General features: G+C 57.4%; 22 protein-coding genes, 1 tRNA gene and 6 pseudogenes. 19 read left to right on the forward strand and 10 right to left on the reverse strand.

Annotated features, from left to right (window positions below; translation table 11 throughout):
- Positions 1-58: 58 nt before the first annotated feature.
- A pseudogene (locus BI344_RS12815) lies at positions 59-1,048 on the reverse strand (IS5 family transposase).
- A gap of 396 nt (positions 1,049-1,444) precedes the next feature.
- On the opposite strand from BI344_RS12815, the gene BI344_RS12820 reads away from it, so the two are divergent.
- Complete coding sequence (locus BI344_RS12820; RefSeq protein ID WP_071113317.1) at positions 1,445-3,145, forward strand: fused response regulator/phosphatase; 1,701 nt, start codon at positions 1,445-1,447, stop codon at positions 3,143-3,145.
- Between the two features lie 341 nt (positions 3,146-3,486).
- Entirely contained in the window at positions 3,487-3,957 is a 471-nt protein-coding gene (locus BI344_RS12825) for a hypothetical protein (protein ID WP_071113318.1), read from the forward strand.
- Between the two features lie 51 nt (positions 3,958-4,008).
- Here BI344_RS12825 and BI344_RS12830 read toward each other — a convergent pair whose 3' ends face one another.
- Positions 4,009-4,815: a hypothetical protein gene (locus BI344_RS12830; protein WP_071113319.1), complete on the reverse strand. Its 807-nt coding sequence runs from the start codon at positions 4,813-4,815 to the stop codon at positions 4,009-4,011.
- Positions 4,816-5,169: 354 nt separating this feature from the next.
- Here BI344_RS12830 and BI344_RS23000 point away from each other — a divergent pair.
- The 6 genes and pseudogenes from BI344_RS23000 to BI344_RS25325 all read left to right on the forward strand — a co-directional run.
- Positions 5,170-6,239 (forward strand): annotated as a pseudogene (locus tag BI344_RS23000) (IS3 family transposase).
- 28 nt (positions 6,240-6,267) lie between these two features.
- Positions 6,268-6,748 (forward strand): annotated as a pseudogene (locus BI344_RS12850) (IS3 family transposase); the annotation flags it as partial.
- Between the two features lie 198 nt (positions 6,749-6,946).
- Positions 6,947-8,409: pseudogene (locus tag BI344_RS12855) on the forward strand (FAD/NAD(P)-binding protein).
- Position 8,410: 1 nt separating this feature from the next.
- Positions 8,411-9,289, forward strand: coding sequence for an AEC family transporter (locus BI344_RS12860; RefSeq protein ID WP_071113323.1), 879 nt, complete (start codon positions 8,411-8,413; stop codon positions 9,287-9,289).
- Positions 9,290-9,339: 50 nt separating this feature from the next.
- Positions 9,340-9,513 carry a hypothetical protein gene (locus BI344_RS24890; protein WP_206600392.1) on the forward strand — a complete coding sequence of 58 codons (174 nt, stop codon included), beginning with the start codon at positions 9,340-9,342 and terminating at the stop codon, positions 9,511-9,513.
- A gap of 24 nt (positions 9,514-9,537) precedes the next feature.
- Positions 9,538-10,011 (forward strand): annotated as a pseudogene (locus BI344_RS25325) (transposase); the annotation flags it as partial.
- On the opposite strand, the gene BI344_RS12875 reads toward BI344_RS25325, so the two are convergent.
- The gene (locus BI344_RS12875; protein ID WP_071113326.1) at positions 9,969-10,346 is read right to left on the reverse strand and encodes a hypothetical protein; all 378 of its coding nucleotides are present in this window, start codon (positions 10,344-10,346) and stop codon (positions 9,969-9,971) included. The pseudogene BI344_RS25325 and the gene BI344_RS12875 overlap by 43 nt on opposite strands.
- Positions 10,347-10,496: 150 nt before the next feature.
- Positions 10,497-10,581 (reverse strand) — tRNA-Leu (locus tag BI344_RS12880).
- A gap of 186 nt (positions 10,582-10,767) precedes the next feature.
- Here BI344_RS12880 and BI344_RS12885 point away from each other — a divergent pair.
- Entirely contained in the window at positions 10,768-11,457 is a 690-nt protein-coding gene (locus BI344_RS12885) for a Bax inhibitor-1/YccA family protein (RefSeq protein WP_071113327.1), read from the forward strand.
- A 100-nt stretch (positions 11,458-11,557) separates the two neighbouring features.
- Here BI344_RS12885 and BI344_RS12890 read toward each other — a convergent pair whose 3' ends face one another.
- The 4 genes from BI344_RS12890 to BI344_RS24000 are packed head-to-tail and all read right to left on the reverse strand — an operon-like array spanning position 11,558 to position 13,131.
- Positions 11,558-11,929: a hypothetical protein gene (locus BI344_RS12890; protein ID WP_071113328.1), complete on the reverse strand. Its 372-nt coding sequence runs from the start codon at positions 11,927-11,929 to the stop codon at positions 11,558-11,560.
- Positions 11,922-12,479 carry a hypothetical protein gene (locus BI344_RS23995; RefSeq protein WP_206600393.1) on the reverse strand — a complete coding sequence of 186 codons (558 nt, stop codon included), beginning with the start codon at positions 12,477-12,479 and terminating at the stop codon, positions 11,922-11,924. The genes BI344_RS12890 and BI344_RS23995 overlap by 8 nt, the downstream gene beginning before the upstream one ends.
- Positions 12,480-12,516: 37 nt before the next feature.
- A complete protein-coding gene (locus BI344_RS12895) occupies positions 12,517-12,903 on the reverse strand; it encodes a hypothetical protein (RefSeq protein ID WP_139167006.1) in 387 nt (128 codons plus the stop codon).
- 30 nt (positions 12,904-12,933) lie between these two features.
- Positions 12,934-13,131, reverse strand: coding sequence for a hypothetical protein (locus BI344_RS24000; protein ID WP_139167007.1), 198 nt, complete (start codon positions 13,129-13,131; stop codon positions 12,934-12,936).
- Positions 13,132-13,664: 533 nt separating this feature from the next.
- Between BI344_RS24000 and BI344_RS12905 the strand changes: the two genes are divergently transcribed.
- The 6 genes from BI344_RS12905 (at position 13,665) to BI344_RS12930 (ending at position 17,385) form a co-directional block, all read left to right on the forward strand.
- Entirely contained in the window at positions 13,665-13,979 is a 315-nt protein-coding gene (locus tag BI344_RS12905) for a hypothetical protein (RefSeq protein WP_071113331.1), read from the forward strand.
- A 367-nt stretch (positions 13,980-14,346) separates the two neighbouring features.
- Positions 14,347-14,856 carry a hypothetical protein gene (locus tag BI344_RS12910; RefSeq protein WP_071113332.1) on the forward strand — a complete coding sequence of 170 codons (510 nt, stop codon included), beginning with the start codon at positions 14,347-14,349 and terminating at the stop codon, positions 14,854-14,856.
- A 31-nt stretch (positions 14,857-14,887) separates the two neighbouring features.
- Positions 14,888-15,592 (forward strand): hypothetical protein, encoded by a 705-nt coding sequence (locus tag BI344_RS12915; protein WP_139167008.1) that lies wholly within the window; start codon positions 14,888-14,890, stop codon positions 15,590-15,592.
- Between the two features lie 29 nt (positions 15,593-15,621).
- The gene (locus BI344_RS12920) at positions 15,622-16,212 is read left to right on the forward strand and encodes a YcbK family protein (protein WP_158021066.1); all 591 of its coding nucleotides are present in this window, start codon (positions 15,622-15,624) and stop codon (positions 16,210-16,212) included.
- A gap of 162 nt (positions 16,213-16,374) precedes the next feature.
- Positions 16,375-16,947, forward strand: coding sequence for a hypothetical protein (locus BI344_RS12925; RefSeq protein WP_206600394.1), 573 nt, complete (start codon positions 16,375-16,377; stop codon positions 16,945-16,947).
- A gap of 51 nt (positions 16,948-16,998) precedes the next feature.
- Positions 16,999-17,385, forward strand: a complete 387-nt coding sequence (locus BI344_RS12930; RefSeq protein WP_071113335.1) for a hypothetical protein — start codon at positions 16,999-17,001, stop codon at positions 17,383-17,385.
- 98 nt (positions 17,386-17,483) lie between these two features.
- Here BI344_RS12930 and kdsA read toward each other — a convergent pair.
- A pseudogene (kdsA, locus tag BI344_RS12935) lies at positions 17,484-18,328 on the reverse strand (3-deoxy-8-phosphooctulonate synthase).
- 232 nt (positions 18,329-18,560) lie between these two features.
- On the opposite strand from kdsA, the gene BI344_RS25330 reads away from it, so the two are divergent.
- From BI344_RS25330 to BI344_RS24900, 4 genes are all read left to right on the forward strand, one after another.
- On the forward strand, positions 18,561-18,917 hold the full coding sequence (locus BI344_RS25330) for a glutathione S-transferase N-terminal domain-containing protein (RefSeq protein ID WP_241499346.1): 357 nt from the start codon (positions 18,561-18,563) through the stop codon (positions 18,915-18,917).
- Complete coding sequence (locus BI344_RS25335; RefSeq protein WP_241499347.1) at positions 18,910-19,263, forward strand: glutathione binding-like protein; 354 nt, start codon at positions 18,910-18,912, stop codon at positions 19,261-19,263. The genes BI344_RS25330 and BI344_RS25335 overlap by 8 nt, the downstream gene beginning before the upstream one ends.
- Positions 19,264-19,486: 223 nt before the next feature.
- A complete protein-coding gene (locus BI344_RS24895; protein ID WP_071113336.1) occupies positions 19,487-19,960 on the forward strand; it encodes a glycoside hydrolase family 18 protein in 474 nt (157 codons plus the stop codon).
- Between the two features lie 166 nt (positions 19,961-20,126).
- Positions 20,127-20,498 (forward strand): glycosyl hydrolase family 18 protein, encoded by a 372-nt coding sequence (locus BI344_RS24900; RefSeq protein WP_071113337.1) that lies wholly within the window; start codon positions 20,127-20,129, stop codon positions 20,496-20,498.
- A gap of 68 nt (positions 20,499-20,566) precedes the next feature.
- Here the strand turns inward: BI344_RS24900 and BI344_RS12955 are convergent.
- Positions 20,567-21,479 (reverse strand): efflux transporter outer membrane subunit (locus tag BI344_RS12955; protein ID WP_139167009.1); only part of this gene is annotated, 913 nt, incomplete at its 5' end.

A 21,479-nucleotide genomic window follows, 5' to 3' on the forward strand; every position in this document is an offset into this window, starting at 1 on the left:
TTGCATATGGGCTTTGTTGCCCCGCCCAAGAACGAGTGTCCCCTTGCCCAAGGCGAATTCAGTTCATCGCTGCCACCGCCACGGTCTTCGGGGGGCGGCCCAGAGCGGTAAAATGGTTCAATAACGCTGCGCGCACTTGCAGTTCCGCCACCTGTCGATCAAAGGTGCGCGCCATCACCCGGCTACACGGTCGCTTGAAACCGTGCATCTTCGTTTCCGCCAGACTGCGGCGGTGATAGCCGCTCCAATGCTTCCAGATTCGCCGCCCCAAGCGTTTGCACGCCGCGATCGCGGCGTTGCGCACCTCGCTGCCGGTGATTTTCGACTTCGACGGCTTGGCATTCTTGCGCGGCGGAATCATCGGCATGATCTCTCGGCCAAACAGCGCAGCGTAACAACCCTGTGCGTCATCGGCGCCATCCAGCGTCGTCGTGGCAGCCGGCTCATCCGCCAGCTGCATTCACAACGCCGGCAGTATCGGCGCGTCGCCCACGCCGTTGCCGGTCACCTCGACAGCTCGGATTTCCAGCGTTTCGGCGTCAATGCCCAGGTGTGCCCTGCGCCACTGCCGACCATATTCGGCGCCGTGCTTTTTGCGTTTCCACTCGCCTTCGCCGAGAAACGGGATGCCGGTGCTATCGATCAGCAGATGCAGCGGGCCGTTGCTGCGGCGATAGCCGATCTTGACCTGCAAGGTGCGCTGGCGACGGCATGCGGTGGAGTGATCCGGCACCGGCCAGTCAGTCCAGCTAATTGCAGCAGGCTTTGCACCATGCCCAGAGCCTGCCGCAATGGCAGATTGAACAGAATGAAATGAACGTCTTCCAGGTTCACTACGTTTGGGCCCGGCAACTCAGCGCTCTTGGTCATGAGGTTAAGTTTTGGCAGGCCGGCCGTTGTTGCTGGCTGGTTGGGCCAGCCATTGCATGTCTTTGTCGAGCTAGACCAGCAGCGATCCGCGTGCGGCCAGAGCTGCATCGTAGTCATGCCAGTTCGTGGTTGTGTAACGCTGCTTGGCCTTCTTGTTCTGGGGCGTTGCGGTGTTCATCGACTCAGCATACCGCAACGGACGGCGGGGCTATGCAACAAAACCCAATCCATGTTGTCGGCATTGCATGGAGGTCGTGGCAGCCATGGGAGGCTGCAAGGATAGGCTTTGCAGGATATGGCGGCTAATTATGGCATGCCAGGAGGTTTTTGCTCCCGTTCGTTTGACATGGGTGTCTTGATGCGCCATATCGCAGTTAAGGGTTTTAGCATCCTTGGCTGGACGGACAATCCATTTTTCATTTTATGGCGGATGGCGGCGCTCGCAGCCTGGAGTTGTTGGTTGTCTTGCCATTCCGGCCCCAGGAATCCAAGGCTCCGCAAGATGGCCATCTGGCCGCCGCTGAATCGACCGTTTGAGCGGGGTTTTTGACATTTTCATCATCAGGACGCAGCGATGGAACCCGCTTTTACTGTGTTGGTAGCCGAAGATGTGGAGCCGACCCGCCTGCTGATGGGGCTGGTGATAGAAGAGCTTGGGCATGCTGTCTGGTATGCCGAGAACGGCCAGCAGGCCGTGGAGCAGTGCCGTCGGCAATTGCCGGACATGATTCTGATGGACATGATGATGCCGGTGATGGACGGGTACGAGGCTACGCGGCAGATCCGCCAGTTTTGCAGCGACCGTTGGCTGCCCATCATTTTTCTCAGCGCTCGCAGCGACGAGGAGGCGCATATCAGCAGCCTGGACATCGGCGCCGACGATTATCTGGCCAAGCCGATCAACCTCACCATGCTGGCGGCCAAGATCCGCGTGATGCAGCGCATCTGCGAGATGCAGAGCCGGATTTCGGCGGATTCGAAAAAACTGCTCAGCTACTACAACGTCAACGAGCGCGAGCAACTTTTCGCCAAGCACGTTCTGGACAGCATAGTCGGCAGTGAGGAGCAGGATTTGCCCGGCGTTTCCAGTTGGCAGCTGTCGGCCGAGCAGTTCAGCGGCGATGTGCTGGCGCGCGCGCTGTCTCCCACCGGCCAGTTATGCCTCATGCTGGCGGACAGCACCGGCCACGGGCTGTCCGCCGCGCTGGCTTGCCTGCCGGCGGTGGACATCTTCTACGCGATGGCTCGGCGCGGTTTTCCCCTTACCGCAATGGCGCGGGAGATCAACGCCAAGCTGAACCGCCTGTTGCCGATAGGCCGCTTTGTCGCCGCCGCCTTAATCACCATAGATTGGGAGCTGGGTTGCATCGAGGTGTGGAACGGCGGCATCCCCTGCGTGATGTTCGTTGCCGACGACGGCACCTTGCTCAAGGAATGGAAGTCGCAATATCCGCCATTGGGCATTTTCGATGCGGAGGCGTTCCGCTGGGGCAGCGAGTCCTATTTTTGGGAGCAGACCGGACAATTGGTGGTGTGTTCCGATGGCCTGACGGAGGCCGAGGACAGCCGAGGCGAGCAGTTTGGCAACCGGGGCGTGCTGGACTCGTTGTCGCGGGCGGGAGAGGGCGCGCCTTTGGATGCGATACGGCTGGCGGTGCTGGAGCACCTGGCCGGCGCCAAGAATCGAGACGACATCTCGTTGGGGGTGATTCGCCTTGAGGCCGGCGTGAACGCGGTATTGGGGCGGGTTGCCGATCATGTGGGGCGCGACGACGGCGGCCAGCTGTCCAGTTGGCAGGTGAGGCTGGAATTCAATGCGGCGGAGCTGCGCCGCGATCAGTCCATCCCCTTGCTGATTGGCTGGCTGAACCAGCTGGGCCTGCGCGGCCGGCAGTTCAAGCAGGTGCTGCTGATTATCTCCGAATTGTTCAACAATGCGTTGGATCACGGCGTATTGCGGCTGGACTCCAAGATCAAGGATCAGCAAGACGGTTACGAACGCTATTTTGTGCTGCGGCGAGAGCGTCTGAATGCCTTGCAGGAAGGGAAGATAGCATTGCTGCTCGAGCGTCGACGCGACGAGCGGAAAGACTGCATTTATATCCGGCTGAGCGACAGCGGAGAGGGGTTCGATCACCACTCGCTGATGGAGCGGCTCAGACGGAATCAATACAGCCATCCTCATGGCCGCGGCGTGGCGATGGTGCACGCTTTGTGTTCGAGCTTGGTCTACCGCGGCGGCGGCAACGAGGTGGAGGCGGAGTTTCCGCTCTGAGTCCGGGCTGGCTTGGCCTTGCCTGGGGGGAGATGGCGGTGTCGTCTTGTCTCGGCCTGAAACTGCATCCACTGTACAGCAGGGTTTCCGCGCCAGGCTGCCCCAGCGTTGGTCTGGCCTGGGTGACGTCCATGCGGGAATTGGCGGGCGGGATCTGTGTCAGGCAGCTGCCTTCCCGTTGTAGATGGAAACGGCGTGCCAGTCGCGGCATGCTGTTGATGGTGGCAGGCCCGTCGCTTGGTTCTGCAGGCATGGCTTTGTCTTTCTTGAGGTTCTCAGTTCATTGTTTTGTCATGTTGAATGAATGGGCGGAGTGAGTCTCAGGCTGTTGAGGAGGGCTTATGAACCGACATGCGGGGTGGGGCGCGGCGTTGCTGCTGGCTGCGCAATTTTGCGCAGCGCCTGCCTGGGCCGACGATCTTGTCCTTGGCGCGGGAAAATGCGGCGAGCTGCGCGATATCGGCGGTGTTTATCATTGCTCGGGCGAGTGCGTGGTGACCGCGTCGGATGGCAGTCACTCGCTGACGCAGGTGTCGGGCGAAGAAGACAGGATCAGGCGCTTCGATGGCGCCAGATGGATGTATCAGATCGATATCGTTGGTGGCGGCGGGTTTGCCGAGCAGGAGATCGGTGGGCTGAGCGGACATGCGCTGCAGGCGGTGACCGCCCATGTGTCCGACCAGCAATATCCGGTGCTGGAGGAGTATGTTTTCGAGATGGATGGCAGTTGCCGGGCGAGCAAGTATGTCAAGACGGTCCGCAACCCCAATCCGGTGGCTATGAAGGCGTGCTCGCTGGTGTGCGTGCGCTAGGCGCGCTGTCATGGCCCTGCCGTCAGGCGGAGCCTCTCCGGAATGCGGCGGCTATGCCGTGTTGCTGGCGCGGGAGTGCAGCAGGCTTTGGTCCAGCGCATCCCATAACTCCGCCAGCGAATCGAGAAAATCCAGCATGCCTTCCAGAATCAGCGGAGCGGTTGTTGCCGTCAAGGTGGCGGCCAGAGCTTCGCGAGCGCAGTGCTCGTCGCGGCTTTCGCCGCCACCCTCTTTCCAGTGGTTCCGCAGATAGCGCATCTCCGGGTCGTCCAGCTTGACGCCGTAGTGTCCGGCGTCCACCAGGGCCTGTTTTGCGCCGGGTATCAGCGAGCGATTGAAGATGATCTCCAGCGCGAAGGCGGTGCCCAGATTCCGCATGCTGGAATCGAAATCGCTGCGCGCGCGGCGCTGGAAAGCGGCCATGGCGCGGCGTGTCTGCTGCATGAGGCCGGTGGCATGCTCATAGCCGGGCTGATCGCCCAACAGCCTGTTCGATGCATCCCGCAGGCCGGCTTCCAGTTGCTGCTGGTCTTCGATATCGGCAAATTTGGCATGCATGCCGCTGCGGTTGACAATGTGGCCGGCCATTCTGGCAAGCTCCGCGCCATTTCCTTGCCTGGAGAGCGCGATCTCGTCCATCAACTGAGCCTGGCGGACCAGGCCGATGGCTTCCAGCGCCGTTGGGAAGGCTTGTCCGGGGCGGGTGGCGGCGCATAGCGTCAATATTTGGTGGAGCAACGCTGCGCATTCTTCCGCATTCGGCGCGGCATGCGACCAGTGCTGGAATATCGGGTGGGTATAGGCGCGGTGTTCCTGAACAATGCGGCCCAGCTGCTCAGTTGTGGTGACGATGCCCATGAGATTCCTCTCTTTTCGACTAATAACTCCCGTATTCGGCGCGACTATCCGGCATGTGTTGGCGCTGATGGGCGGCTGTCGGCGCCCAGAGTTGAACCAGTCGCCATTTTCGCCTTGTATACGGGGTGAATTTTAGTGCGTAGTTTTGAGGAGGTCGCGATTCATTGTTGCTGAAGCCCGGTTTTCTTGGCCGGCGCAAAGCGCTTTGTCGGCTACGATACGGCTAACGGGGGGAGTTTCGAGGTGACCTCCTCCCGCAAAAACGTAGCGGCGAAAAGTAGAGATTTCTGGCAAATTTAAGCCCTTTCGGGCAGGAGATTTGTCATGAAAAAATCGAAGTTCACCGAAGAGTAGATCGCCTTCGGATTGCGCCAGGCCGAGTCAGGCACGACCGTCGCCGAGGTCTGCCGCAAGATGGGCGTCTCCGAGGCCACTTTCTACAACTGGAAGAAGAAATACGGCGGCCTGGGTGTCAGCGAACTGCGCCGCCTGAAACAACTGGAAGAAGAGAACGCCCGCCTCAAGCGCATGGTCGCCGACCTGAGCCTGGACAAGCAGATGCTGCAGGAAGTCATCCAAAAAAAGCTGTGAAGCCGGCTCGCAGACGCGAGCTGGCCAACTTCCTGATCGCCGCCTACCGCGTCAGCATTCGCCGCGCGACTGCCGTCATTCAACTGCGGCAAGGCACCTATTTTTATCGCCCTCACCCGTGTGACGATCGTGCCGAGCGGCAGCGAATCCGCGAGATCGCCCCCACCCGCATTCGCTATGGCGCACGCCGCATCCATGTTCTGCTGCGGCGCGAAGGCTGGCGGATCAATCACAAGAAGACCTACCGGATCGACTGCGAAGAAGGCTTGAATCTGCGGCGCAAGCGGCCCAAACGGTGAGTGGCGGCGGCGCATCGCCACGCTCGGCCGGCTGTCTCCAATTTGAATGCCTGCTGGAGCATGGATTTCGTCGCTGATCAGCTGTTCAACGGCCAGAAAATCCGGGCCTTAACTGTAGTGGATAATTTTAGCCGGGAGAGCCTGGCGATCACGGTGGATTTCGCGCTGAAAGCCGCGGACGTGGTTGCTACGATGCAGCATGTGCAAGCCTTGCGCGGGACGCCGCAACGGATTCAGGTCGACAACGGCAGCGAGTTTATTCCCGTGGCGCTGGATCAGTGGGCCCATGAGCAAGGCGTCACGCTGGACTTCTCACGACCAGGGACACCCATGGATAATGCCTTCATCGAGTCATTTAACGGCAGTCTGCGGGATGAGTGCCGGAATGTGCATTGGTTTCTGTCGCTGGATGACGCACGTGAAAAGATCGAGCGTTGGCGGCAGGATTACAACGAGTTCAGGCCGCACAGTTCGCTGGGCGACCAGACCCCGAGCGAGTTCCGACTTGCTCACCTTGAAGCCGGAAATCTCTAGACTAGACCGCTCGGTTAGCCGGGAGGAGGTCACGGTGGTCATCGATGTCTGGAGCCGTCGTGTCGTCGGTTGGACCATGGGAGAGCATATGACCACTGACCTGGTGTTGATGGCGTTGAACATGGCGCTGGAGCAACGCAGGCCTGATGGCGTCATTCACCACTCGGACCAGGGTAGTCAATACACAAGCTTGGTTTTCGGCGAGCGCTGCCGGCAGATGAAGGTACGACCTTCAATGGGAACGGCAGGAGACGCCTACGGCAATGCGATGGCGGAGAGTTTCTTTGCCAGTCTGGAAGGTGAGCTGATTGAGCGTAACAGCTTCCGCAGCAAGGCAGAGGCGCGGATGGCGGTGTTTACCTGGATTGAGGGTTGGTACAACCCCAGACGCCGCCAATAGTGGTCTGGGCTATCTCTCGCCGATGAACTTCGAAAGAAGCTGCGCCGCGCTGTTTGATGTGACAGATGAGGTCAATGCAGAGGTGATGATAGAGCCTGAAATGATTTGAAAATCAAACCACCAACCGTCCATGGAGTTGGGTCAACTCCAACTCCACAAATCATAAGGTAGGAATGCCTACAGGAGCCGGGTCAGCCCAGCCCGGGGCGGTCCAAATTGGCGTGTGCGCCCACATCATTTCAAGTCCAAAGTTGCATCAACTTAATTGACGATGATATTTTTTGCAAATAGAATACGCACCCAATTTATGTCGTTAGGATTGCAATTGTTTGATCTTGCCATTGTCGGGTTTGGAGCGACTGGAGTTAGCCTTCTCAAACAAATTCAGGATGAAGTTTACGCATCCGGGCTAAGAGCCCCACGGATTGCCCTATTCAGTCCCCGAGCAGCTTTTGCCCGTGGGCACGCATTCGGAGATGCTGACGTTATCCATAAAGTCAATACCCCCCCAGCATGCTTTCCGTTTCCAACAGTGAACCTGTCGGATTCGCCCACTGGATGAACGCCAAGGGCAACGCCAACGAGCTCTATCCCAATCGGTTGGTCTATTCCAAATTCTTGCAGGAGACTTATCAGGACATTGCTCGTTCCGGTTTGTTGGAAATCGAAGAGTTTCACGAAACGGTTCAAGTGGTAACAGCTCAAACTCCTGGCTACCAACTACGCAGCGAGAGCGGCAAAACTGTAACAGCGCATAAAATTATGCTTTGTCTAGGTTCTTTGCATGGAACCAACTTTAGGCAACTGTCGGAACAGCCTGGTTTTATCGATCACCACACTAAATTTTCCAAGGTCAAGGGAGGGCCGGTTTTGGTTGCAGGTTCGGGCCTGACTGCTGTTGATGTATTCCGCTCCTTGAACCAAGGGAAAAATAACGAGATCCATCTTTTCTCGAGACAGGGCTTTGCCCCCACCTGCCTGACCAAAGAAAACCGTTACATACCGGTAGTTCTGAATTGGACCACATTGCTGAAAGAGCAGAATGGCTCCGTTCGGCTGCAGTACTTTCTGAAAACACTCAAACAAGAATGCAAGCGCTTGCCGGATGGCGGTGAGCGGATACCGGCAATGCAGATTCTGCGAGAACACAGGCCAGCACAATATTTTGAATATCTGATGGAGAGATCCCAGGCAGCGGATTTGCCTTATCAAGATATCCTGGTATCTACCAGACCGTACATGCATAAACTCTGGCGTTCTATGCCAATTGAAGACCGAATTTCCTTCAACATTAATTACGGTGCGGGTTGGGCGGCTTGGCGGCATCCTATTCCTTATGAAGTCATCGCGGAACTGGCTGCTGCAGCCAGAGAGCAGCGTCTGCACATCCATCAGGGGAAAAATTCACCGTATTGGGAAAATGGCCAGTTCGTCTTGGAAACCACTTCCGGGAAAACCATTCGTGCCCAGAACTTGGTAGATGGTACTGGGGGTACCAATCGGCTAGATTTGATCGACTCACCTTTGCTGCGCAACCTAACGGAACAGCAACTCATCGAAGCCCATCCTTGCGGCGGCATAGATATTCATCCGCTGACCTTCCAATGTCAGGTGAACGGCAAGCCAGTACCAGGGCTGTATAGCTTGGGGCCTTTGAACAAGGGAAGTTTGTTCTCAACAAATGCATTTTGGTTCAATGCACGTTGTGCAGGGCACTGGGCCAGGCAATGGGCCATTGAGATGACCAAAAAGAACTCGGTAGGTATTTGACATGTCAATTTCGCTCTTCGCTCCTCTCTTATACCTCTTGGTTGGGCTTGGGCTAAGCCGAGTCCCGTTTGAAATCAAGGGACGTGCATCTGCGATGTTAACCAAATGGGTGATTCCATCGGTCATTATCTACAACATTGCCACGCATCGGTCCGGTGTCTTTGCCATCATGCTCGGCATGATCGCCATGATGGGGCTGATGCTGCTACTGAGCCGGGTTTTTACCCGCGACCCAGTGAAGAATCTGTGTTTCTGCTACCTGAACATCGGATGGCTAGGCCTCCCTATCGCCAGCACCTTGTTTGGCGACGGAGCGGCGATGGTCATCATCGCCGCCTATGTGGGCAGCTCTCTGTTCGGCAACTCAGTAGGCGTAGGCCTCATGGCCCATGGCCAAGACCTGAAGACCCGTCTTCGTCAAACAATACAGGCCCCACCTGTATGGGCGCTGCTGCTGGGACTCGCCTGCATCCCCTTTGGTGGACAGATTGAACACTACGCCAAGCCTATATACGACTTGCTAAAATTCCTGATGGGTTTCCTTGGTATGGCAATACTTGGTATCTGGCTATCGGCGACGCCACTGAAAACCGCTGACTTCAAAAAAGCGTTGCTACCGTTCGTGGCACGCCTCTTGACTGTGTCGGCCCTGACCAGTTTGTTTATCTTGGTCTGCGAGCATTACGACATAACCTTGGTCACCGAGAACAAACCAGCTCTGTACCTGATCGGGCTTTTGCCACCGGCAGCCAATATCATTGTACTTGAGACCCACTACATGAAGAGTGGTCGCTCCGCCAGCATGATCGCCTGCGGTACATGCCTCAGCATCATTGCTATCGGCGTGTACGTAGGAACGGTATTGTGGCTACACGCTTGAGCCATATGAATTGAAGGAAACATCAAACAGCTAGCGCTGGCAGCATGGTGTTGTCAAAGGAAGTCCACGATAAGCTTGGCAAGTCGGTAAATGGTCGTGTGGATGATATTTGGTGGTTTTTTTATGATCAGCAGGTGCCAGAATGTGCTTTGCTCAAGCGAGAAATCATGACCTCCTCCCGCAAAAACGTAGCGGCGAAAAGTAGAGATTTCTGGCAAATTTAAGCCCATCCGGGCAGGAGATTTGTCATGAAGAAATCGAAGTTCACCGAAGAACAGATCGCCTTCGCCTTGCGCCAGGCGGAGTCGGGCACCAGCGTCGACGAGGTCTGGCGCAAGATGGGCGTCTCCGAGGCCACTTTCTACAACTGGAAGAAGAAATACGGCGGTCTCGGCGTCGGCGAGCTGCGCCGCTTCAAGCAGTTGGAAGAAGAGAACGCTCGGCTCAAGCGCATGGTCGCCGACCTGAGCCTGGACAAGCAGATGCTGCAGGACTTTATCCAAAAAAAGCTGTGAAGCCGGCTCGCAGACGCGAGCTGGCCAACTTCCTGATCGCCGCCTACCGCGTCAGCATTCGCCGCGCGACTGCCGTCATTCAACTGCGGCAAGGCACCTATTTTTATCGACCCCGATCCCGCGATGACCGTGCGGAGCGCCAGCGGATTTGCCACGCGCATTCGCTACGGCGCGCGACGCATCCATGTGCTGCTGCGGCGCGAGGGCTGACCAATTGCAGGCGCGGCTGCGAAAGTTTCCGGCCCCAGGTCAGGAAGGCGAGTCTCGCAAAGCTGCGTGTACTCCCGGATGAACATGGCGATGCGCATCTGCTCCCAACGGGCGCCGCGCTTGTTGATGCTGACCTCGTCCGCATACCGTTTTGGCAATTCAGCGAAGGACTTGTTCGGGATCAATCCCACTTTCCCGGCCTCAATGTCAGCTTCACGCTTCGTTGCCCAGGCAACGGCGTCAGATTTTCGCTTAAATGTTTCCGTTTTGGATGCGCCGGCTTTGCGCACTTTGGCGCGCCATTTGTCGCCGCGCTGTTCGTAGGCGGCCATTCCTGAGTCACTGGTGGGACAAACTATAGCGGAAAACGGTGTAAAAGTGCGTAGGATATTGATTTTGCAAACCGCTAGAGCTGGCTTAAAAGCCTTATTCTGTGGGGGGGGGGGGGGGCGGTGTTTTGAGGGAATTTAGAACTTTTAGGTTGGTGCGAAAGGAGAGACTCGAACTCTCACGCCTTGCGGCGCTGGAACCTAAATCCAGTGCGTCTACCAATTCCGCCACTCTCGCATCCTTCAGGGCTTGAAAATGGGGATATTGCCACCCACCTTCTGGCTAGAAGAGGACGTGATGTTAACCTAAGTGCCCGGCCAAGACAAGTGTTTGGTGGATGGCGGAAACTTATTCCCTTTGGCATGGTCTCTTGCTTACAATTCCAAGCGTTTCTACAGAACAACCAACTCAGGAGAGTTTCACATGCACCCGGACTTTCAAACGGCCTATCAATCGACCCCTATGGCGGATGTACGCCATAAGGTTCTGCGCAATACCTACGGCCTGCTGGGCCTGTCGATGATCCCGACCGTGATGGGCGCCATTGTGGGCACCCACATGAGTTTCGCCTTCCTGGCAGGCAGCCCGATCATCGGCATGCTACTGATCATGGCGGTTTTCTACGGTTTGGTGTTCGCCATCGAGAAAAACCGTTACAGCTCGGCTGGCGTGTTCCTGATGCTGGGCTTCACCTTCATGATGGGCGTGCTGCTGGGGCCCTTGCTGCAGTTTGCACTGAAGTTCACCAACGGTAGCCAGTTGATCATGACTGCCGGCGCGGCCACTTCGGTGGTTTTCTTTGTGATGGCGGGCATCGCCACCACCACCAAGCGCGATCTGAGTGGCCTGGGCAATTTCTTGATGGTAGGCGGTATCGTGCTGATGGTGGCGATTGTGGCCAACCTGTTCCTGCGCATGCCTGCGTTCCAACTGATGCTGTCCGCGGCTTTCGCCCTGTTCAGTTCGCTGATGATTCTGTGGCAGGTCAAGATGGTGGTGGATGGCGGCGAGACCAGCTATATCTCCGCTGCCTTGTCCATCTACATCAGCATCTACAACCTGTTTACCAGTCTGCTGCAACTGCTGTTGGCCTTTGGCGGCAATCGCGACTGACTCTACTCGGTGCGTGCGGCTAGATGCCCGCATCCCAAACGAAAACCCTCTGCTATTGGTGGAGGGTTTTTTTATCGGGCAAGACGATAATGGTGCGCCGTCAGATGCCAATGCCCCAAGGGAGGGATAATGTTTCTTTCAGCCCGGTCAGCGTGGCGTCCGACTTGTGGCCTATGCTTGATCTGGTGTGAATGGCCCCCAAAGCTAGTTGCTGGCAGCGGTGAAGTATCATCAGCAGATCTTCCGTTGTGCCGTGGGCGATCATGAAGGCGGCATCCAGCGTGCTGAATTCCGCCTTTTTTTCAAGAGAGTTTTGGAAAATTCCATTCTCGTCAAATACTTCTATATTTATGATTATGGTATTTTTAAATGATTCCGATGAGAATAGCTCAATCCGGAAATTGCCATACGTGGCGCGTAAAAACTGGTTGGTGCGTTTGAATTGCACGGAGCTTTGTTGCTGATTAGGCATATGGCATGTTTTGAGGCGCGAGATGGTGAATGGCCCTGGCGGCAAGTTGATACCAGTGATTCAGCTGGTTCTCGGCGGCATGGATTGCATTTCGAGTTGTCGGTGGATTGGTGCTTTTCAGGAATTCAATCAGTCGTATCATGTCAAGCGAGCCATGCCATTGTGATTGATATCGCAGCAGAGTTTCATGCCATTGGGTATTTTCTGCTCGCGAGATATAGCTTGAGTAGCAACCAAAGTCCTGGATTACGTCTTTTTGCTGAATAATGCAGCTGTGCCATTTTTTATCTTGATGTTCATGATGTTCACTGACTAGGGCTCTTGTGCTTAGTTCCCGATCTTCTTGATGCAGGAAAGCTCTGACGACCAAATGTTTCAATGAAAGAAAACCATTGAGTTGATCAATCAGAACAAATGTGCCATGGGGCAAGATGGCAGAACCGGCGACGGGCTTGCCCCGGTGGCGTACCTGATATGGGGTGAGGGCAGGTTTTTCTGCATAGAGAAACGCTGGATTGTAATCAAATATCTTCAGTTTTTTCGTATTCATTTTGCCAAAATATTCCATGAGGTGTCGAAGCGGATGCCTATTCGGCGGTGGCTGTTTCGCTCATCATCTGTCTACGCAGATTACTCAGGATCAATGCCATTTCGCTGGGGGTCCGCATGACTGCTTTTCGTATGCACCGGGCTATTTCATCGGTGGGTAGGCTGTCCAGTTTCAGGTGATCCCCGATGACGGCAGAGCAGAGCAGAAAATTCAGGCCATCCGCCTGTTCGGTGTTATTGCATAGCCACCTTTCCGCATCCAGCCGATGGCTTGCCGCCTGGTTTCTCATGTAGCGCTCTTGTTTGGTGATGCCAGCTTCGTCAGGGCTTCGAAGGTGGGTCGCCATATCCAGAGCCGCCTGCTCGAGCATTCTGACTGCAAGGCATTGAAGTCGATAGTTTTCAAGTGCGTTTTGCGGGCGCATGGATAATTTCTGATCATTGTGGCCAAGAGATCATATTGCGTTCTTGGGGTGTGGGGTTTGATGGTCGAGACTGGTTTTGCGTGTTGGGGCTGAGCTTTGCTGTTCATTTGTCACTTCGCGTTGAGCTTCATGGGCGATGTGGAGGAAATGGTTGCGGTCCTCTAGATTCAGCACAACCTCCGTGGTGTGTTCAGCCGATGCCGTGGAGTGTGAGTTGTTGTAAGTCATCGATATCTCCTGAATGCGGTGTGCCATGCCTCGCCGTCGGTGTGGCTGAGCGATGCCTGAGTTGCTCGCGGACTGGCGAGGGTCATCCCGTGAGGTGGGGCTTTTGTAGATGCGATTTTACTTGGGCATTAAAATAAAGTTCATCATAATACTAACTATAGTATATGTTTTTGTATTGACGAGCAGCAAGAAATTTCTGCATCTGTGGATGATGTTGGCAAGCGCGGTGTTGCAGTTTTGCCGTGCTGTCATTGGGGTCGATGGATTGTTTTGTATGTTATTGATTTAAATTGGAATTTGATAATTTATTGAGCTTTTTCCCCTGTCCTATGGAGTGATTTTCCTTTAAAAAATAGTACTATAATATGTATTAAACTATAACAAATTTATACAGTATGTTATTCTTGCCGCCTAATGCGCAGGGTTGGCGAAGGGCGTGGCTAGTCCGGTATGGGCCGCGCGGAGTGGAGGGAGGCTTGCGTTGACCGGGCAGTTGGCTTTTAACGAGGCGCGAAGGGCGGAAAAGAGTTCATATGAGAAAAATTCAAGCGGTACTCAAGGATATTGCACAGAAAACCTTGCTATTGGCCAACTTGATCGATGAGGCAACGCACGCCGGGGTGTTGAGCCAGGAGCAGGCCAATGATTTGGTGCAGGGCGTGCGGATCAGGGGGCATCTGGCGAACAGCCTCGAAACCATGGCGTACTGGACTGCCAAGGATCTCAATGACCCGGCCCTGGCCGAGGAGTTTCAGGAGCTGGTTATCAGCATACGGGATTTCCTGTTATGGGTGGATGAGACGATCGGCAAGCTGCAGGCGGCAATGCATGACAATACGATCGCATAAATAATGGCGGGAGCCTTCAAAGGCTTGTCGGGCGTGTCCGTCGGGACGGGCCGGCCCCATTGCGTGGTCGACTTTTGATTTGCCTGTTTGCCTGTTTGCCTCTTGAGTGGACTGGTCCGAGCGGCGGCCTTGCCGCGTTGGCGCCATGTTTGGGAATGTCCTTGTCTTGGCTTGGGGGGCGGGCGCGCAGCCAGCGCGAAAATCTTTGCTCTGATGCGCTTAATAACTGCTTGCACTCCAGGGAAATGACTTTTTGTGGCCTTGTGGTACACTCTAATAGTAATGAAACTAAAAGAAACAGCAATCTCCTGGCCTTGGTGCCAAGAGTTTTGGACTGCTCGCGACAGCCAAGTGAAGGGACAAGAAAATGTACGATGACGGTCGCGTATTCCTGGTGGCTGGGTATTGGGCAAAGCTGAAGAAGGCTTTTGCCGCCGCTTCAGTGTATGTTGTCGCTGACACGGCGACAATCGCGTCCAGTTTGGCAAAGCGCTGCATGCCGCAGTTTCTGCCCGCTGGAGTCATGAGCCTTGCCGAGGTGCGCCGTTATGTCGCTTATATGAAGCGCATTGTTTCCGGCGACGAAATCTGTCTGATGCAGGAGGGCGTTGCGCGTCAGAATGGCAGGCTGCCTGAGGATCAGGTATTTGTGGTGGTTGGTTTTTCCAAGAATCACTCGCCAGATCGTGATCCGGTGGTGAATTTCGTTGCGGCAAAAGGCGAGGCCGAGGCGACCATGCTGCAGCAAAGCGCGATGCCCAGCCTGTCGGTGTCTGGCGTGGCCAGCCTAGCGAAGTTGTTGCAACTGTTATCCAGAATGGAGCAAGTCGCCACCGGTGAAATGCCGGCCCTGAAAGAGCAAGGTGTTATTCGGTAATGATCGGGTCTAACGCAAAAGGGTGTGATAGATGTCTACGGTAAACATACCTGTGTATGAGCGTCAACTTGCGGCCGTTCTGCCGGAGGAATTGCGGACTAGCTATTTCAGAGGCGAAGTGCCTGCGTCAATGCGGGAACGCTTCGATGAGTGGAAGCAGCATGCCTTTCTGGATGGGGCACCTCCCGCGTCCATGACGGAGAGCAATGTCGCCAAATTCTTTTTGCGCGCCGAGGCCCTCAAGCAGCAGGATGCGCTGGGCGCGATGCCTTTGTCCACGCTGTTTCCGATGAGCAGCGCGCCCATCACGGCGCTGGATGCTGCCGCAGTGCGCCGTGCGGCGGTTGCCGGCCATACCAGCCTGACCCGCGAGGTGGTCGACATGGCCATTCGTCCTGCCGATGTTACGCCGGTGGCGCCCAGGGAAATGCAGAAAATGGCGGCCATGCAGCAAGCTTCGCAGGCAAAGCCGGAGAGCGTGAATGTGGATCGCAATTTGCTGGACTTTTTCCAGATGCGTGGCAATGCGAAGTACCGCAAGGACCTGATGATCAATGTGGCGCTGGAGGAAGCGCATGGCGCCAAGGGATTGGCGGAGCGGGTTGAACGCAGAATGGGCGCGTTGGGCGAGGCCGAGCAGGGGCTGGTGAAGCGCTTGCTGAATGGAGAGTCGCCTGCGGATGTCATGAAGGATGCCCGTGTTCCCAAGAAGCCTACATCCTCTTTGGCGATTTAGCCGTGATTAAGCCCATCGCATTGCCGGATTTGTCCCGGCGCGGTTTCCTGCGGCAGGCCGGCGGGGCGTTTCTGGCGCTTTCCGGCTTGTCCGCATTGGCCGACAGGTCCGATGCCGAGGTGCTGGCGGCTCGGGGGCTGGCGGGAAATCCTTTTGCCGCAATTTGGGAGCGTCCGCGCGAGGTGGTCATTCATCGTCAGGCCACTGCTGAGCGACATCGCATCTTATTGTGGCATCCGCAGCAAGGCTGGTTGCGCGATGGCTATATCGAAGCCTGCAATCTATTGCGCGATGTGGTGGCGGGCGAAGTGAGGCAGATCGACCTGGGTTTGCTCAACATGTTGTACGCGATACAGAGCTGGTATCTGGCCAACGGCGTGTATGAGCCGCTGGTGGTGACATCGGGGTATCGCAATCCGGCGCGCAATCGCGGCATCGAAGGTGCGGTCAAAAATTCGATGCACACTTATGGCAAGGCGGCGGATGTGCGGGTGCGCGGACTCACCACTACCCAGCTGTGGCAAATGTCAGCCGCATTGCGGGCCGGTGGAGTGGGTTATTATCCTGGCAAGGGTTTCGTTCATATTGACACCGGACGCATTCGTTATTGGCAAGGATAGAATTTGTTTATTATGATTGATATTTTAATATAACAATTTAGAGGTAATATGGGCGAGGCCGTCGTGGGGGGAGATAGGGGGCATGCGAGGAGGCGCGGCAGGGCATCCTGCCGACTGGCGGAATTGCAACGTTGTCTGGGAGTGCCGCTAGCGCCTGACCCCTTGCTGTCACGGGAGTTTGGGCCGCGCCACGCGCCGCAATCGCTGCAGACTCGATTGTTGGCCGGTGGCGCTGCCGGTTTTGGCTTGTTGGCGGCGGTCGTGGCCAGCCCATTGAGTTTCCCTTTCGCCATCGTCGCCATTGTGGCCGGTTGTCTTGCCTGGCAATCGTATCGGGATGATCGTCGTCGCATGGTAGAGGCGCGGCAATGCGAACGAGAACGCCAGTGCTTTGAAAAGGAAGAAAGTGCCTATAGCCAGCTGCGAAGATTACGCAAGCAGCAGGTCAGCCGAGCCTATGCCAGCGTGCGGGCGCGAAGCGCTGCGGGAGCGGGGCGACGGGATCGTCGCCATGGAGTGGTGGTGGAGGATGAGTTGAGCCAGACAGATTTGCAGCAATTCTTCATGTCGATCAATCGTGCCGCGCATGATCCCGATGGCCGCGCCGCCTATATTCCGCCGGCGCCTCTTCGGGCCGGAGTCCGGGATGGCCAACTTGCCGAGGGGGACATCGCCAAGTTGTTTGGCGTGGACGGAAACCAGTTGTTTGTGTCAGAGGAAAGTCCCGCTGATTGATCGAGGTCGGCGGAGAGGCGGCGAACAATCTTAATCTTGCAGGGAATCGATATGCGCTTTTTTGGATTCATCATCAGCCCGCTGCTGGCGCCGTTCAAGACTTTGGCAGCCATCCGCCGTTCGGCTTTGCCTGGGCAGAGAGAGGGCGGCTTTGTCGCCTGGGCCAGGCCGGCCAATCACGAGGCCATCCGCCTTGTTGCGGCCAGGACATCCAGGCTGATCTGGTATTGCACTGCGTGCTGCCCGTTGTTGGCCACCCTGGCGCTGATCAAGGGTTTGCCTTATCTGTTGGCGTACAATCTGGTGATGGCGGCCGCCACCGGCGTGGTGCTGGCGCTGCGCTATGCGCTGATTGCGCGTCAGATGGAAACGGGCGACTTGGAGCAATCCCGCATCCGCGATGCTTTCCGGCGCGGCTGGTGGTTTCCCCGGCGCTGACGGCGGGATGGCTCAGCGGCGCTGGCCGCAAGAAATGGCGCAGTCCTAGCCGGGAGCTGCGCCATTTTTACGGCTGCTGTTGGTGCTGGTGCGCTGTATCAGCTCACCTGCAACGGAGCGAACGACTTGATCAGATCGTCCAGAGCCTTGAGGTCGGCCAGGAAAGGTTCCAGCAGATGCAGCGGCAGCGCGCTCGGGCCGTCGCACTTGGCTTGGGCTGGGTCCGGATGCGCTTCGAGGAACAGACCGGCCAGTCCGACAGCCATGCCGGCCCGCGCCAGTTCCGCCACCTGTTCGCGGCGGCCGCCGGAAGCGGCGGCGCCGGCTTCGCGCTGTTGTAGCGAGTGGGTGACGTCGAAGATCACCGGGCGGTTGCCGGTCACTTTCTTCATTACGCCAAAGCCCAGCATGTCCACCACCAGGTTGTCGTATCCCAGGCAGGTGCCGCGATCGCACAGGATCAGCTGTTCATTGCCGGCCTCGACAAACTTTTCCACCACGTTCTGAATCTGCGGCGGGCTCATGAACTGCGGTTTTTTGATGTTGATCACCCGGCCGGTCTTGGCCAGCGCCACCACCAGGTCGGTCTGGCGGGCGAGGAAGGCCGGCAGTTGCAGGATATCGGCCACTTCCGCCACCGGCGCGGCTTGCCAGGGCTCGTGCACGTCGGTGATCACCGGTACGCCGAAGGCGTCCTTCACCGCCTGCAGGATTTTCATCCCCTCTTCCAGGCCGGGGCCGCGGTAGGAGTGGATGGAGGAGCGGTTGGCCTTGTCGAAACTGCCCTTGAACACATAGGAATGCCCAGCTTCTGGGTGACGCGGACGTATTCTTCCGCCGAGCGCAGGGCAAGGTCGCGAGACTCCAGCACGTTGATGCCGCCGAACAGCGTGAACGGCGCCTGGTTGCCGACATTGATGGAGGGGGAGAGGGTAACGTTCATCAAGGGAATTGTCCTGTGTGTTCAGCCGTGGCGGCAGCGAAGCGCCGCCGCATTGCGCAAAGCCCCAATGATATACCCGCGGCGAGGCGCGAGCCATCCCGAGCTGGGCGCCTCCGTTCGTCGCCACTGCTGGAGCGGCATCCTCATGGCATGTTCGGCGCGGCGAAGCGGAAGACGCAAGGATGCCATGCGGGTATAGTGAGCGTCTTGCCGTTTCTCAAAGGATAACGCCATGGCAGATCTGTCTGCTTTCCCAATCACCGGCAAATGGCCGGCGCAGCATCCTGATCAACTGCAGTTGTACTCGTTGCCGACGCCCAATGGCGTCAAGGTTTCCATCATGTTGGAGGAGACTGGGCTGCCCTACGAGGCGCATCTGGTCAGCTTCGAACGCAATGATCAGTTGTCGCCCGAATTCCTGTCCTTGAATCCGAACAATAAAATCCCGGCGATACTCGATCCCGACGGTCCGGCGGCAAACCGCTGGGATTGTTCGAGTCCGGCGCCATTCTCATCTACCTGGCCGACAAGACCGGCCAGTTGCTGCCCAAGGACCCGGCCGTGCGTTACGAGGCCATCCAGTGGCTGATGTTCCAGATGGGCGGCGTGGGGCCGATGTTCGGCCAAGTGGCTTCTTCCACAAGTTTGCCGGCAAGGACTACGAGGACAAGCGCCCGCGCGATCGGTATGTGGCCGAGGCGAAGCGTTTGCTGCAGGTGCTGGAGGGGCGGCTGGCGGGCCGCAGCTGGATCATGGGCGACGACTACACCATCGCCGACATCGCCATTTGGCCGTGGGTGCGCAATCTGGTGGGTTTTTACGATGCCGGCGAGTTGGTGAGCTTTGCCGATTTTGCCAATGTGCAGCGGGTGTTGCAAGCTTTCGTCGAGCGGCCGGCGGTTGAGCGCGGATTGGCAATCCCGGCGCGAAGCTAGGAAAGGCTAGGGAAAGAGAGGACTACGCGGCGAATACGGGGTGAGGTTGTTGGAGGAAATTGCGACAGGTGGCTTGATTTTTGATAAGTACTTAGTATTATTGTGGGACGCTGTTTAGGAAATATTTAAAGTTGCAGCGGTAGAGTGTGGACGGTTGTAAGTAAACGATTGCCGGCCATGCTGAATGCAAAGGATTGGCTATGAAATATTTCAAGGTGGATGCATGAAAAAAACGATTGCTGTTTTGCTGGCTGGCTTGGCTTTCTCGTCCGCAGCGGCCATGGCGGCTCCGATGGTGCTGACCTACTACTCCGATTATCCGGGCAATTACGCGGCGTTGACCAAGTACTACTCGAATTTCAATGCCGCATCGGTAGATTTCTACAACATCACCAAGGACGGCGTGATCACCGGTAACGGCGCGGACGCGCCGACCAACGCGCTCTCCTTCCTCCGATCCAAGAAAATCGCCGCCTACGGCTGCGTTTCCAATGTGGATGGCGACTGGAGCGCGGATATCGCCCATGCGGTGTCCACCACCGCGCTGAACCCGTCGGTGGCCAACCTGGTGAAATTCGCCCAGGCCAATGGCTTTGCCGGCATCAATATCGACTTTGAAGCGGTGGCTCAGGGCGACCGCAACAATTTCAGCAACTTCATCCAAGCGCTGGGCCGGGCATTGCACGCCAAGGATTGAAGCTGATCGTCAGCGTGCCTGCGTTCTCGGCCAAGGATTTCAACCATGAGGCCAATTACGGCTACGATCTGCGAGCCTTGGGCGCAGCCGCCGACTACTTGCAGATCATGACTTACGACGAAGCGATCCCCACCTGGGCCCAGGTCCGGTGGCGGGTTCGGACTGGATGGAAAACGATCTGGACTATGCGGTGTCGCTGGTGGTGCCGGGCAAGATACTGAATGGCATTCCGGCTTACGGTTACGACTGGAAGGCGGATAACAGCGGCCAGCAGCTGTACTGGAGCAAGACCCAGGCCTTGATCAACCAGTATGGCGTCAAGCCGCGCTATGATGCCGGCGCCAATTCCGTCAATTTCGCCTACATCGCCAGGGATGGCAGCGGCCAGCATACCGTCTGGACGGAAAACAGCCGCAGCGTGGCGCTGAAGGCCAGCTTGGTCAATGCCTATGGCTTGGGCGGCACTTCCACCTACGCGCTGGGCATGGAAGACGCCGGTTTCTGGGCGGCGGTGAGGCAGGGTCTGTCGCGGCAGTAACCATGCTGCATGGTTCGGCAAAGAAAAAACCGGGCGGATGCCCGGTTTTTTCTATTGGCGGGGCGGGATTACCAGCTGCCGCCCAGCGCGGCGATCAGCGCTACGCTACTGGCGTACTGGCGATTCTTCACGTTCCACAGATTGTTTTCCGCGTTGATTCGGCTGTTCTGCGCCGACAGCACGTTCAGGTAGGCGACGGTGCCGGCCTGATACTGGTTTAGGGTGATGGTTTCCGCCCGCGCGGCAGCATTCAGCGCCGCGGCCTGCATGTCCGCCTCCTGCTGCAGCAGGCTTTGCGCGGACAGATTGTCTTCCACGCCCTGGAATGCCGCCAGCACGGTTTGGCGGTAGCTGGCCACGCTGGCGTCGTAGCTGGCTATCGCCTGATCGGTCTGGGCCTTGCGCAGGCCGGCGTCGAATAGGGTCAGCGCCAATTGCGGGCCGATAGACCAGACGCGGTTGGGCAGGCTGATCCAGTCGGCGAAGCTGGGGCTGTGGTAGCCGCCGCTGGCGCCCAGGGTCAGGGTGGGGAAGAAGGCGGCCTTTGCTATGCCGATCTGGGCATTGGCGGCGGCCGCGTTGCGTTCGGCGGCGGCGATGTCGGGCCGGCGCTCCAGCAGGGTGGAAGGCAGGCCGGCGGGGATTTGCGGTAGGCGAGGCGGTTGGCTGGCCGCCGGCAGGGTGAAGCTGGCCGGCGGCTGTCCGAGCGCCGCGGCGATGGAGTGTTCCAGCTGGGCGCGGGTGAGCCGCTTGTCCACCACTACCGCCTGGGCGGTTTTCCACTGGCTTTCCGCCGAGGCCACCGCGTCGTCGCCAACGATGCCGACGGCGTACTGGTTGCGGGTCAATTGCAGCGTTTGCGCCAGCAGCTTTGCGCTGTCCGTGAGTTTGGAGAGCTGCACATCGGCTACCACCAGCTGCAGGTAGGCGGTGGCTAGCTGAGCCTGGCTGCTCAGGCGGGTGGCGGCCAGTTGCGCGGCG

This window comes from Chromobacterium sphagni (assembly GCF_001855555.1).
Classification (GTDB): Bacteria; Pseudomonadota; Gammaproteobacteria; order Burkholderiales; family Chromobacteriaceae; genus Chromobacterium; species Chromobacterium sphagni.